Source organism: Vibrio tubiashii, from assembly GCF_028551255.1.
Taxonomy (GTDB): Bacteria; Pseudomonadota; Gammaproteobacteria; order Enterobacterales; family Vibrionaceae; genus Vibrio; species Vibrio tubiashii_B.
Genome location: NZ_CP117030.1, coordinates 24,159 through 37,612, shown reverse-complemented (window position 1 = coordinate 37,612; position 13,454 = coordinate 24,159). Strand labels below are relative to the sequence as shown.

13 protein-coding genes are annotated in these 13,454 nt (G+C 45.8%); 5 read left to right on the top strand and 8 right to left on the bottom strand.

What is annotated here, in order from left to right:
• Window positions 1-56: 56 nt before the first annotated feature.
• Complete coding sequence (locus LYZ37_RS15450) at window positions 57-1,232, bottom strand: lytic polysaccharide monooxygenase (protein WP_272787806.1); 1,176 nt, start codon at window positions 1,230-1,232, stop codon at window positions 57-59.
• Between the two features lie 325 nt (window positions 1,233-1,557).
• Between LYZ37_RS15450 and LYZ37_RS15445 the strand changes: the two genes are divergently transcribed.
• Both LYZ37_RS15445 and LYZ37_RS15440 read left to right on the top strand, forming a co-directional pair.
• Window positions 1,558-2,709, top strand: a complete 1,152-nt coding sequence (locus LYZ37_RS15445; RefSeq protein ID WP_272787805.1) for a substrate-binding protein — start codon at window positions 1,558-1,560, stop codon at window positions 2,707-2,709.
• A complete protein-coding gene (locus LYZ37_RS15440; RefSeq protein WP_272787804.1) occupies window positions 2,706-4,505 on the top strand; it encodes a diguanylate cyclase in 1,800 nt (599 codons plus the stop codon). Before LYZ37_RS15445 ends, LYZ37_RS15440 begins: the two co-directional genes overlap by 4 nt.
• On the opposite strand, the gene LYZ37_RS15435 is transcribed toward LYZ37_RS15440, so the two are convergent.
• The 7 genes from LYZ37_RS15435 to LYZ37_RS15405 are packed head-to-tail and all read right to left on the bottom strand — an operon-like array spanning window position 4,490 to window position 10,187.
• The gene (locus LYZ37_RS15435) at window positions 4,490-6,241 is read right to left on the bottom strand and encodes a lysophospholipid acyltransferase family protein (RefSeq protein WP_272787803.1); all 1,752 of its coding nucleotides are present in this window, start codon (window positions 6,239-6,241) and stop codon (window positions 4,490-4,492) included. The two genes, LYZ37_RS15440 and LYZ37_RS15435, sit on opposite strands and share 16 nt — an antisense overlap.
• A 1-nt stretch (window position 6,242) precedes the next feature.
• Entirely contained in the window at window positions 6,243-6,695 is a 453-nt protein-coding gene (locus tag LYZ37_RS15430) for a hypothetical protein (protein WP_069668778.1), read from the bottom strand.
• 20 nt (window positions 6,696-6,715) lie between these two features.
• The gene (locus LYZ37_RS15425) at window positions 6,716-7,153 is read right to left on the bottom strand and encodes a YHS domain-containing (seleno)protein (RefSeq protein WP_272787802.1); all 438 of its coding nucleotides are present in this window, start codon (window positions 7,151-7,153) and stop codon (window positions 6,716-6,718) included.
• Window positions 7,150-7,896, bottom strand: coding sequence for an NRDE family protein (locus tag LYZ37_RS15420; protein ID WP_272787801.1), 747 nt, complete (start codon window positions 7,894-7,896; stop codon window positions 7,150-7,152). The genes LYZ37_RS15425 and LYZ37_RS15420 overlap by 4 nt, the downstream gene beginning before the upstream one ends.
• Window positions 7,897-7,898: 2 nt before the next feature.
• Window positions 7,899-8,435 (bottom strand): hypothetical protein, encoded by a 537-nt coding sequence (locus LYZ37_RS15415; RefSeq protein WP_171320950.1) that lies wholly within the window; start codon window positions 8,433-8,435, stop codon window positions 7,899-7,901.
• Window positions 8,436-8,470: 35 nt separating this feature from the next.
• Window positions 8,471-9,601: a D-alanine--D-alanine ligase gene (locus LYZ37_RS15410; RefSeq protein WP_272787800.1), complete on the bottom strand. Its 1,131-nt coding sequence runs from the start codon at window positions 9,599-9,601 to the stop codon at window positions 8,471-8,473.
• Window positions 9,585-10,187 (bottom strand): DedA family protein, encoded by a 603-nt coding sequence (locus LYZ37_RS15405; protein ID WP_069668774.1) that lies wholly within the window; start codon window positions 10,185-10,187, stop codon window positions 9,585-9,587. The genes LYZ37_RS15410 and LYZ37_RS15405 overlap by 17 nt, the downstream gene beginning before the upstream one ends.
• Before the next feature lie 268 nt (window positions 10,188-10,455).
• Here LYZ37_RS15405 and LYZ37_RS15400 point away from each other — a divergent pair, with 268 nt between their 5' ends.
• From LYZ37_RS15400 to LYZ37_RS15390, 3 genes are read left to right on the top strand one after another with little or no spacing between them, the layout of a single operon-like run.
• Window positions 10,456-11,097 (top strand): recombinase family protein, encoded by a 642-nt coding sequence (locus LYZ37_RS15400; RefSeq protein WP_272787799.1) that lies wholly within the window; start codon window positions 10,456-10,458, stop codon window positions 11,095-11,097.
• The gene (locus LYZ37_RS15395; RefSeq protein ID WP_272787798.1) at window positions 11,097-12,302 is read left to right on the top strand and encodes a multidrug effflux MFS transporter; all 1,206 of its coding nucleotides are present in this window, start codon (window positions 11,097-11,099) and stop codon (window positions 12,300-12,302) included. The genes LYZ37_RS15400 and LYZ37_RS15395 overlap by 1 nt, the downstream gene beginning before the upstream one ends.
• A complete protein-coding gene (locus tag LYZ37_RS15390) occupies window positions 12,299-13,453 on the top strand; it encodes a winged helix-turn-helix domain-containing protein (protein ID WP_272787797.1) in 1,155 nt (384 codons plus the stop codon). Before LYZ37_RS15395 ends, LYZ37_RS15390 begins: the two co-directional genes overlap by 4 nt.
• Window position 13,454 lies beyond the last annotated feature (1 nt).

The following is a 13,454-nucleotide window of genomic DNA, read 5'->3' as shown; positions in this document are numbered from 1 at the left end:
GTGGCGACTGATTAGTCGCCACTTTTTTATCACCTAGCATAGATTTACAATGTAAATTATCGCCATACGCCCCACTCTCCAGTGGTTCCTGGCTCTTCAGCTTTTGTCCACCATTGCGCAGTCCACTCTCTACCATTATGAGTCACAACATCACCGGTATCGTAGACCTTATCTCTATCCCAAAGGTTTGTTGGTTCAACAGGGGGGGTATCTGCTTTGATGAGCGAAAGGGCATAACTGAAAGTATTGTTGGGCGCTAAGACTTGGTTGGCGTAGATATTGTTGGTATCAAACATATAGTGGTTCATTTCTGCATGCCAAATCCCCACGTACCAATCACCTGTTTGCTGAGAGTTAAACTGGTCAGCAATTTCAGCCGCCCAAGTCGTGGTATTGTTGGCGCTAATAGCTAAAGATACATCGGCAATTTCTGCCCCAGTCGCATCAAATGTACGGAACCTGATCGTATCGCCAGATTCTACAGGACCAAACCCTTGTGGCACAAAGTAGCCCAATGCCGTCAGATTGTTGTTCGGATCCGTTGGGTCGGTAGGATCGGTTGGTGGGTTGGTTCCGCTGCCTCGCAAGGTAATATCACTACAGTTGTAAAAGCCCTCACCTGCCACATCGATACGTTGCCATCGAGTGTATAGGATCGCGTCGCCAGAGCGATCTGCCGGGAAAGTGACTTTCATTCGATATCGCTTTTGCGCATCGACTGCAATATCGCCAGCGGTATCAATTAACTCAAGATCATCCCACGTTAAAGGTAATGAAGGGTCATAACTTGGCTTGGTTAAGTAGAACTCCCAATAAGAGGGGTTGTGCGGCGCTTGGCCGTAGAAGACAAAATCTATTTGATTGTTGGCATCCAATGCAACGTTAGTACGCTGCCAGTGTGGAGACACAGCATTAAGCCCTTTCTTGGCCGAATCGCCAGCGGAACACAACTCACCGTCAGGCACTATGGCTTTAACATGAGCCATGTCACGGTAGTTGGCCACATTCGCAGCCACTTCACTGCGCTGCACAAAGGGATAAGCACCTGATTGGTCATAAGCAGCCTGACACGCCTGATTGGGTATTTCATTCGTCCAAAAGCCGCCATCTTCATAACAGGTATTTTGGCGCGCGCTAGGAAACTCCGCCCAGCCATGAGCACTCACATTCATCGAGCTCAATACGGCTAATGCACTTAAACTCATTAGAGGTAGGGTTAGATTCATCTTCATTTTTCATCCTTTTTTATTCACCAGCTGACTGCTCAAACAAAGAGTAATCCCTTTGTTTGCACATCAAAGCTAGCAGGATGAATGGAGATTAAAGGTTAGATTGAAGAGGTGAATTGTTAGACTTTCGCCTGCTTTCCAATATTTTTGTCGGTTCTCTCAAGAGCCAGTTCACCGTTTCGAGTCACTTCAAATTCTGATCACTTCATCAAGAGTCGGTGAAGATTAGAGTGAAAGCCGCCTTTTTACGACCGAATCCATATAACTGTATTATTATTAAGGATAAAGCCAGTACGCATGTTCAATCGTTTACTAAGGACAGTAATACATGCCGCATTTCATCAGAGTATTCGCGATAGTTGGGCTCTTTATTTTTCTTGGCTGTACCGAGCCCATCACACCAATTAAAGTTGGTGTCGTGTTACCCCTTAGCGGAACTTTTAGTGGTTATGGAGAGAAAGCACTGAAAGGGGCTCAGCTCGCAGTAGAGCAAATCAATGCAGGCGGAGGCGTCAATAACCGCCAGATAGAGCTGATTGTCCGAGATAACCATACCGATCCGGCAAAAACCGTCGCATACACTCGTGAGCTAATCCAGCAGCACAACGTACATGCCTTGCTTGGGCCTGTAAGCAGCTCTGCTCGTTACGTAATGAGTGAGCTTGCCAATAAATATCAAATTCCCATGTTGTATGGTATCGATTATGAAGGCGGACATTACGAGGACTACTTGATATGTTACAGCTCAATTCCAGAGCATTACATCGACCCCGTTATTCCCTATTTTATTGCCAAGAAACAGCAGAAGTATTTTATCTTTGGTTATGACTATATCTGGCCCCATAAGATGTCTCAGCGCATCAAACAAGCTGTCGACGCTAATGGAGGCGAGATCACCGGTGTAGAATTTACCGCGTTTGGAGTCACTGACTACCGCCCAGTTCTAGAAAGGTTGGAAGCCTCTGAAAGTGATGTATTAATGCTTATCCTACCTGGCACGGATGGTTTCGAGTTTATTCAGCAGTTTCGCCGCTACCCTTTTAGTCGCTCAATAGAAGTGGTCGCTTTCGCCGCCGATGAAACCTATCTCGCCGCTGTAGATACAGAGCAATTAGAAGGCATCTATACGCCATTACACTTTTTCAGTGACCTGCAAACTGATTTCACCAAAAAATTCACTAAGCAGTATCGGCACTTTCATGGTGAAGATGAGATAGTCACATACTCATCCAAAGCCCACTACGACTTAATCTACCTACTCAAGGCGGCAATAGAAAAATCCGACCTTGCCACTCACCAGCAGGTAATGAATAACTTACATGGTCTGACTCGCTATTCAGGTGCAGAGAAAATCGTCCTGAGAGACGACAATCATTTGGACTTACCTATGTACCTTGGGCAATACCAACAAGGAGAGCTAAAAGTCATCAAACATTTTGGGGTCATCGTTCCACCAGATCAACGACTGGGAGTGCAATGAGCCGACTGAGATATAAGATCTTTTTACTGTTTATCCCATTGATAGCCTGCATATTCTTGTTTGGTCACGGCTACTTTGTTGCTCGCAAAAACTTAATGCTAGAGCACATAAACCAAACCAGTCGACTGGCAACAGCCCAAGTAGCCGTCGATATTGGCTATTTCGCCGAAAGACGACTTGGCGAGTTCGACGACATAAGCGCTCAACTCCAGCAATGCCACCAGATTGAAGAGTCGGTTTCTCCGATTTCGGTCGCCAGTGCGCTGAGTTATTCTGCGGGTTTCTCTGCCCTTTTTGTTTCAGATATCAACGGCCATTCCAATCAGTTCACACTTTCCGCCAACCCTAGTAACCGCTATGTGCTGCGCAAGAACTTAAATGGCGAGCAACTACTCGATAGCTATCATCTATCACTACTGATGCGCTCTGCTTCAGATTGGAAATTGGATGCGCCGAAACGAGAAAAGCAGCTAAGACAGCTGGTCACTGCACTTTCAGAGCTTAAAATCCGAGGTGAAGAAAACTCTATAGCAAGCCGCAACTTAACCCAAGAGCTCATCAAGCTGCGCCAGATTAAGCATTTACCCAAAGCTGTGGTGACTATTGTTGATGATGAGACCGTTGCCAAACTCGGCTTAATCTATGATACCTCGACTTACTTTTTCTCTCGTCCTCTTTTGGATTGCCAACACAACCTCGTCGGCTTTTATACCGTTGTACTCGATCGAACCATATTGGAAGATCAGCTGTTTGCCGTAAAACAGAGTTTTCTAAAACAGGGGCTACATGCTGTAGACGTGGCGCTTGTTCGTCACAAAGATGAACACCTCATTACAGGTTATCGCTACCTAGAACAGAGCAAACTCACACACTACAAACTCAATCAAAGCAATGCACCTGTAATGCGAGAAGATCTTGGTGGTGTTCTCACCAATCAAGCGGTTGAAATCAATCCCAATATCGCTTCATCGCTTTTATTAGACACGAGTCAATCACGTAAGACGGGCATTAGTGTGGTGCTTTTTGTCGACCAAGACGAAATTAACCGAATCAGCCAAACCATCAGAAAAGAAGTCGATATCTATATCGCGGTTTCAATTACGCTCTTCATACTGCTATTTCTGTTTGTTTCCCGCTATGTGGCTAAACCAATCATTACCTTACGCAAGCAGATACGCCTTCTTGCGAAAGGAGGTAACCCTAAAATAGAGCGAACCACGCGAAAAGACGAAATCGGTGAACTGCTCAACGCCTTTGAGAAAATGACCCAGACCATCCGCCATAAAGAGCAGCAGTTAACCAAACTTGCTCAATATGACCCGCTGACAGGGATCTTTAACCGAAGGGCTCTGATGGATGCAGTCAGAGATATTGAGGCACTGAATCACCATACAACCATCGTTTTTATGCTCGATTTAGATCACTTTAAAATGGTCAATGACCAGTTTGGTCATGCCGTCGGCGATAATGTCCTGCGCAATGTGACTGCGCTAATCAAACAAGATATTCGTCATAGTGATATTTTTGGTCGAATGGGAGGGGAAGAGTTTACGGTGATTCTTCCAGAGACAAAACTAGAGAAAGGGATACAAATTGCAGAGAGGATTCGAAAATCAATTGAAGTCTTCTTGGGGGACTCTCTTCCTGACCCCTCATCCCATCAAGCGCTGACAATAAGTATCGGTGTCAGCGTTTGGCAAGGTGGAAGCTTTTCAAAAGCCCTTGCGAATGCGGATAAACATCTCTATCGCGCTAAGAAGCAAGGGCGTAATCAAGTGGTTTATGAAGGTAAATGAGAATCCAAATAAGCCTGAGCCTGCTCTTTGCCCATGTATTTACCTAAGGTTCGCGCAGGAACTGTGGTCAAATCAACCACAATCAAACCATCTAGGGCAAAATTGAATGCAGGGTCGACATTAAAGCAAACCAGTTTGCCATTCATCCCCAAGTACTGCCGTAGCAAAACAGGTAACCCCATACCCTGCTCTAAACGACTTAACACTTTAGACAACAGAGGTAACTTGGACAATGAGCTGAGCATATCCGGTCGCCAGAATTCCTGACCACTTTTTTCTAGCGGCGTTGTCGGTGCCACCAGCTTAGCTTTTTCATCATCGTAATAGTGAACGGACATGACTGAGGCAATTAACTGACGTGCAACTGGACTATAGTCATTACTTATACTGACAGGGCCGAACAAATGGGTGTACTTAGGGTTACGTTGAACAAAGCCAGCAATGCCTTTCCACAGTAGAAGTAGAGAGTGCATGTTCCTTTGATACTGCTTTGCGACCACAGAGCGTCCTAACTCGATAGACTGACCTAAACTCTCAACGAAAGCCTCATCGTATTTAAACAAGCTCGTCGAGTAGAGCGCTTCAATACCACCTTTGGTAAGCAACTCATCAACCAAACCCAAACGGTAAGCGCCGACTAGATCACGGTTGGCCTTATTCCATACAAAGAGCTGATAATAATGCTGGTCAAACTGGTCAATATCACAGCTACGTCCACTGCCTTCCCCGACTTCCCGAAAGCTCTCTTCCCGAACTCGGCCAATCTCGCGCATCATGCTTGGCATGCTTGGCGTTGGCGCGCAGTAAACCTCGAAATCCCCCTGCTCTAGCAGCTTATAAGACTCTAGTGCGAGCAATTCGCTTTCCAATGTCTCGACAGATACAGGAGCAATGATAGGCTCAGCATTCTCATCTTGTAGGGTCGGCGCTTGCTCGTTGCCCATACTCCCCATCAGATAGGTGTTTAATCGAAAGTACTGAGTAATATCCTCTTCGTTATCGAAGTCTTTAATCTCACTGTAAGGAATAGGATTACCCACTGAGACCGAGATGGTTTCTCCCGATTTATTGAGTAGCTCTCGACCTAACATCGCCGTCCTGAGTAATGGATGAATTCGCCCCGCCTGATAAAACAGTTTGCTGTTCATTCCATTGATGAATAGCGGAACGGTGGTCGCCTCGGCATGCTTAACAAACTTAGCAACTGACTTACTCCACGCTTTGTCGGTGATCTTGTTCTCACTGGCTTGCCACGAGGAGACTTCACCAGCAGGAAAAATAATCAGAACTCCACCTTCTTTTAAGTGATGATTGGCCTCTTTGATCGCTTGTCGATTGGTTCGTTTGGCTTTTTCACCACCAAACACATCAACTCCAATAAACAACTCATCAAGCTCTGGTATGCGCTTGAGCAGCTCATTCGCCAGTACTTTGACATCTTTGCGTACTTTAGAAATCAAAGAAGCGAGAATAATCCCTTCTATACCACCAAATGGGTGATTGGCAACGATTAAAACCGAGCCTTCCACTGGGATGTTCTCAAGGCTGCCATGATCAACCTGATACTGGGTACCAATTCGAGCCAAGGCTTCATGCATAAACTCAAAACTGTCTTCAGGTAGAGCATCTTGTTTGTACAACGAGTCGAGCGTAGCAAGCCCTGTCGCCCACTCTAAGACGGATTCTCCAATACCAAATGGTGTTTTACGCGGTAATCGAAAAGGACTATCAATCATACTAAGCTCCTTTCGCTAACAGGCTGTGAGTGAATGTACCTTGTGTTTTAACGTCGCGAATAAACAAGAAGACACCGCAACTCCAGACGATACACGCCATACCAAACAGTAGACCTCCGTCACTGCCCACCACTTCGCCCATCGCATTAAACTCTGGCATAACCACACCTAACGGAGTAAACAGATGGAAGAAGATCGCACCGGTCATAATGCCCGCGCTCATGGCAGCTCCAACACCATGTAATCGAGTGAACAGCAAGATAGAAGCAATGAGCTCAGCAAAGCCAATCATGTAACCGCCATAAACTCCAAACCATTCAATTCCTGACCACTCACCTAAAGTGCCGAAAATATGCTCGGTTTCGTAAGAGCCAGAAAACTTAAAGAATAGCGATTGAATAAATACAAAGGCGATAAAGGCAGAGGGGATATGCTTTAGTGGCGCAAATTTCATGGGGTCGGTCCTTATTATTGTTATTGGATTAATGTCGGCCAGTTTTTATCAGCCGTAGAGATGTGACCCGTGCGGTCATCGTCCCACCAGCTTTTAACGTCTGCGTCATAGTTAAGGTAAAGCTTGCCATCAACGATTGCCCACTGTTTCGGATCGGATGAAGCAAAGTCATTCTTGGCTGAAATCGCCCATGCACAGTAACCACCGTATTGCGGTGCGTATGCATCTGGGTCTGCTTTGAATTTGTCGAGATTTTCTTGTGAAGAGAAATACCAGTCAGCGCCTTTATATTCGGTTTGCCATTTGCTATCTCCTTTCACTGGCTTACCCTGAGTGAAGTAGGCCACGGTGTCATAACCACTAACGGCTTTGTTGCTAAAAATTCCGGTATAAATCTCATCCGCAGCAAAGGTAGGAAAACTGAATAACATGATCAGCAGGGCGAATAACTTTTTCATTTGAAAACTCCTTGTTCGACAATGTCGTTTTTAAGACAACTTAGGCTAGTGCGAAAATCAACATTGCGATGATTGTCGATAGATTGGTAATTCATTTCTTGTTTAGAAGAAGACACGACAACCGAGGTAAAACTTACAGTGCGCGCATCATTTCTTTCCATTAATGGTGAAAGATGCGGATAGTTTGCGTCATAGGTTTGATGGAACAGGCGACCCACTTCATGATCAGGCATGGTTGTGATCAACTCATTGAACAGTTCTAGGCGATACTGACGCGCCTCTTCAAAGTGCATCGCAGCAGACACTATCGGGGCAAAAGCATGAGAACGCCTAAGTTGCTCGCCATCCCAAGTCCAAAGTACGGTTTCATTGGCGGTGCGTCTGGTGTCAAAAGAGACGACGGTAAAAGGGGCAAACGAGCTTAAATCCATATCGAGCAGGCGGCTATCGACAGTCTGGCTCGAACAACTGCTCGCCAGTCGTTTTATGATAAGACCTCGGCTGGTTAACTCTCCATTTGGCGTAATGCCTTGATAAAAGTTGAGCAGACAGACAGTGACGCCATGTTCATTGGTTGAAATCCAACTACCACCACCGACAGGATCAATCGGCATCAGACAATGAACACCATCAATCAGAACACTTTGCGGCTCAAGTGCAGGCAGGCGAGAACGTTGCTCATCTCGATTAAAGTAAACTTCGTAATGATTATTGCCATGATAAACCCAAGATAATGTACACATACCTATTGAGCCCTCTGGTAAGTTGCCGTTGTGGGAGCGACGCCAAAATGGCTGTCAGAGTCGACACCACGCAAAGAGGCAACGACTTTAGCCATCGCAAAATGATGGGTAGCATGTAGCGCAGCAAACGTCAGCTCACGAACGAATGTTGAAGAGACTTCCTCGACATGGGTTTGCGACAACATGACTTCCGTTTCAACGCTGACGACTTGGTGAAGTTCATTGGACGGTAATTCAAACAGCCACTCGACCAGCTCTCTGATTTCCTGTTTGGCGACGTCTAAGCTTCTTTCTACCGCGTGTCCGCGACGGCGAACGTTGTAGTCGATTTTGAGCGGATCAAGCTTGATGGCGTGAAACAAATCAAGCCAGTGACGAAAGTGCTCTCCTATCGAACTACTCACATGCGGTTGAGCAATAAAGACATAATCTTCCTGACTGAGCGTTTCTAAAAACTCGTAACCTTGATTGAGTGTTTCAATGCATCCCACCACAGCTTGGGAAGGGCGCGTCTGAGCATTTGTCGCTAAGCGTGTCATTACATTTTTCATGTTTTTCTTCCTAAGCGCGGCGGTTAATCGGTCATTGGATAAAGCTGAGTTAAGAGCTTCTCTTCCCGCCAAGCTTGCAGTAATGCACCCAATGTCGGGGTTTTGTGTCCTTGCTTTTTATGCTTAGAACCAATCTGGTAAAGCAAACGGTACTGTTTTAAAAGCGTAGTAAAGATATCGCTTAGCGGTGTATCGCTATCCCAAATATGCGCGGCTTCGCTACTCGCCCCATTGATTTCCAAGATATCGAAACACTCACCATTCATTAGGGTTTGGATGTCTTGGAACTTGATATCGAGACGACCATAGTGGAAGCCTTCAAAGTCGCCGAGAATCTGATCTAACTTTTCTTCCAGCGCTTGTGTGATGAAATGGTTACCGTCGCGGAAAATAGCACCGCGAGAATGGCTACCTGCAAATGCCAATTGAAACTCGTCCTTATCTGCAACCACCAGATCGAGGTGTTCACTATGGCGAGGCAGATAAAGATGCTGAAGTTTGCCTGCTCTTGGACACTTTTCGATTAGCTCTTTCAGGGTAGAATGACCATCTCCAATCACCCTTGGGGAATACTTCAAAGTAATAGAGATGATTTTCCCGCGCGACTCTCCAGGCTGCCGGACATAGAACACGCCAGCTTCGGCACTGTATTGCGACTTCTCTTGCAATAAGAAACGACCAGAGACAGGAAAGGTTTCAATATAATTTTGTAGCTGCTGATCGGACTGAATGAGTTTCACCCCAACCCCACGGCAACCCAGATCAGGCTTTGCCACTAACGGATACACTAGCTCTGCTTTATCAAGCTGGCTTTTAGCATCACTGAGTAAGTCTTGAGTACTTTGATCAGTTTTAGTCAAAGTGATAAATGGCAGAATCCATTCTTTGGTTTGTTTACCCGCAGAAGTGAAAATGTCGTGCTTTGACTCCCCGACCATACCACTCAATTTTATGGCTGGATTGGCTATCAATGGCAGTGCCCAATCTCGATGGACGACACTCAACGCCGCACTTTGCAGTACAACAGGTGTGTAGAAAAACCAAGCAGGTAGAAATTCAAACGGAGAAATTACTCGTTTAGGCTCTTGGAGTACGGGCATACCCGCATTGACCATTCCCTGTGGAATCATTTCAACGTTAGCGAGCTGTGTCATACGCATCCCTTAAAAGTGTTTTAGTAATCAGTTTGTTTAGCAGCAACATTAAGCACAAACCCAGTGGAATAAGTAGCCAGCTCACTTGACTATCTTGAAGCCATTGCGCGTTGCCAAGTTGGAAGAAGGAGCCAAAAACCAGCGCTGTCCACAGACCCGTCGCCGTCAAGACTGCAATAAAGAATTTGATTTTTGGCACATCTAGAAAACCACTCAATGTGAAACCAATCGTTCTGAGACCAGGAATAAAACGCACGATAAACAAGGTCATAAACGCTTGCTGATGAAGCTTACGCTGCATACTCCTCGCTCGCTGATAACGGAACAAACGATAACGAAGAAAGCGCACTTTTTGCGCCGCCTTGCCCATCAAGTAAAGGCCAAGGTCACCAGTGCTGATGCCGACAAATATCGCCATCAGGGCAACAGAGGTCGGCATCAACTGCTCAACCGCTAAGGTCGCTGCGGTCACTATCGCTAGGTCTTCTAATAGATAAGAGAGTAAAACGATGCCAATAAATAGCATCGTCACAGAGACATTGTCTTGAAACAGCCAAGCTTCTATTGTCGCCGCTAACTCTGTCATAACTCGCCCCGAACTGCCCTTACCTAAAAACAACACGCTACTGGCGTGTTAACTGAGTGTTTTATCTCGTAGCTGTGATTGGGTTAGTAAGTTTATGATTCGCACCCATTTCATACGCTACATTGATAAAGATAGGATAGTCCGTAGAAAAATTTCACTTAGGGGCAAATTTTGCTGATTGGAAGCAATGGGTTCATTTGGTGTTGACTGCAAATATGAACCAAACTATATTATGAGCCATTACATTAAATGAACCAATGCAATTATTATGGCCACTTACATCTACACGCGTTTTTCTCCTAAGAACCGAGCCTACTCTGAACACCTAGAGTTACTGCAAAGTGCTGCTGCAGAGAGTGAACACATTGAAGACAAAGTCCGGGGGAATGTACCGCCACTGGAACGCCCTGGTTTCAAGCTGTTACTGGAGAAGATCAAGCCCGGCGACACCCTATACATCTGGTGGTTAACGGTGTTTGGCCGCGATTTTTCTCAAGCTAAAAACACGCTAGAAGCACTGCTTGAAAAGGGGCTAACCATCAAAACCCTGTGCGAACCATTAACTCTGCAAAGCGGGTGTACTCACACTCAATCAATACTCAGCTTGCTGTCCGGTTACGCGAAAGTTCAAATCCAACATCGGCTATTTGCTGCTGAGTTAGGTCGAGAAGAGTTAAAGGGAGATCCCAAGCGTTGGAAAGAGAAGTTTCGTGGTCGACCTGCCGACAAACAAAAGCATCAGCAGATCAAGTCTTTGCTTCTTGAAGGTGAGACGATGCAAAGTGTCGCCACTGCCTGCGATGTTAGCCTATCGACCGTCAAACGGGTCAAAGCCAAACTCAACAAACTCGACCAAGAAGGTTGTTTACGTCGTCGCGGTCATCATAGCGACCCATCTGGTGAGGTGTAATGAGTCAACCCATTCAATTTCGAACCATCTTACTGGCGTGTTTAATCATCAGTATTGGTCAACTCAGCATGGGGTTGGTTTTCCCATCGCTGCCATGGATCGCGAAAGACTTTTCTATCTCGCTCGATCAAGCACAGCTTTTAGTCAGTGTGTACTTACTAGGCTTTGGCCCCTCACAGTTTATCTATGGTCCAATTTCCGATGCTCTGGGGCGTAAAAAAGTCCTGCTTACCGGGTTACTGATCGCCCTTTCCGGTCTGATGGTGATCATTGTGTTGAAAGACTCCTTTAATGGCATGGTATTAGGGCGCTTTCTGCAAGGGTTAGGTACGGGCTGCTGCGCAGTACTCGCTAGAGCATCAACCAGAGACAGATACAGTGGTGCCCAGTTACCTGTCGCCCTATCCTACATCGCAATGGCCGCTTCCATTACTCCATTGGTTGCTCCTGTTATCGGTGGTTTTATTAACTACCATTTTGGTTGGACTATGGTGTTTGTTTCTTTACTTGGTTATGTCTCTTTAGCCTGGGGACTACTCGCATTTAAATTTGATGAAACGCTCTCAGCGACCAACAAAATCCCTTCGCCAAAACAGATGGTTCAGCAATATAAACAGTTGCTGACATCGCGCTATTTCATGAGCTTTGCCAGCATAGGTTGGCTTAACTTTAGTTTGATGATTACCACCGTCTCCATCATGCCTTTTATCATGCAAGACCAGATCGGTATGACATCAGACGAATACGCACTATGGGCGATCATTCCCGCACTGGGGATGATTACCGGTACCAGTATCTGCAATCGTGTCAGACCTATGATTGGCAGTAAAAAATTACTGCTATTTACTCCGATGCTGCATTTAAGCTCTGCACTGTGGTTTTTCTTTTGTCCGCTTGAACCTCTTTATCTGATGATCGGTCAATTGCTGATGATTCTCGGAAACGGGATTGCACTCCCTTGTGCCCAAGCTATGGTCATGCAACCATACAAAAAACAGGCAGGAGCGGCAGCGGCAATGTCTGGGGGTGGACAAATGATCGTTTCTTCGATTGTCAGTATGGCGCTGGTTCAACTTGGTTTAAGTCAGGCATGGCATTTATCGATTGTTATCGTAATTTTTGCTGTGATTACCCTAGGGAATATCTTGCGCGGCTTTAATGCGGTGCAATCCATGGAGCAACAAGGAAAAAGCATCACAACATGAAGTCACTGTCTCTATCTCAAGCACAAAAACTTGCCCTCATCGCCCAAGGGCTTCCCGTAGGAAAGTCAAAAGGCAGCGCTTACAGCAAAACACTCAACGCTTTCGAGCAACTCGGGTATGTGCAGATAGATACGATTTCCGTTGTTCAAAGAGCCCATCACCATACACTTTGGAGTCGTAACCCAAGCTATCAACCTAAGCACCTTGATCAGCTTGTCGCTGACCGTAAAGTCTTTGAATACTGGTCTCACGCCGCCGCTTATCTACCTATGAGCAACTTTCGCTACAGTTTACCGCGAAAGGCGGCGATCAAATCCGGTCAGCAAAAACACTGGTACTGTAATGACCGTCAATTGATGGGCGATGTTCTTAAGCGCATCGAGTCCGAAGGCCCACTGATGGCAAAAGACTTTGAGTCAAAAGCCCATAAAACGGATGGGTGGCATACCAAGCCGACCAAACAAGCCTTAGAAAACTTATATATGCAGGGCGATCTAATGATTGCTGAACGAAGAGGGTTTCACAAAGTCTATGACTTAACTTCACGCGTGTTACCCACTAGCGTCGATACTTCCATGCCAACGCCTCAAGAACACGCGCGATTTCTTGTCATGAGTTACCTCAAAGCGCACAGCTTTGGCACTCTCGCAGAGATGACCTACCTGCTTAAAGACGTCAAACAGGATGTGAAGCAAGCGCTACATGATTTAATCGAGAGTGGAGAAGTTGAGCAGATAAAAATAGCTGAAGGCGAGTATGTGGTAGAAAGCGAAGCACTTCAGTTGCTCGACAAACGCATCAATCGCAGACGGGCAAAGATACTCTCTCCGTTTGATAATCTGCTTATTCAAAGAAAACGTGCCAACGCCGTATTCAACTTTGACTATCTGATTGAATGCTACGTACCACAGGCTAAAAGGCAGTTTGGTTACTTCTGTTTACCGATTTTATGGGATGGAAAATTAGTCGCACGCGCAGACTGCAAGGTTGATAAGAAGAAGTCTGTGCTCAACGTACTCCACCTGTTCACCGAGCCTTCAATAAAGGATAAAGCGGCATTTTTAACCGCATTAGACGAAGAACTTCAAGCATTTGCCACGTTCAATCTCTGTGAACATTTCGCCATCTTGAAGCTCTCAGAAAACCGCTAGA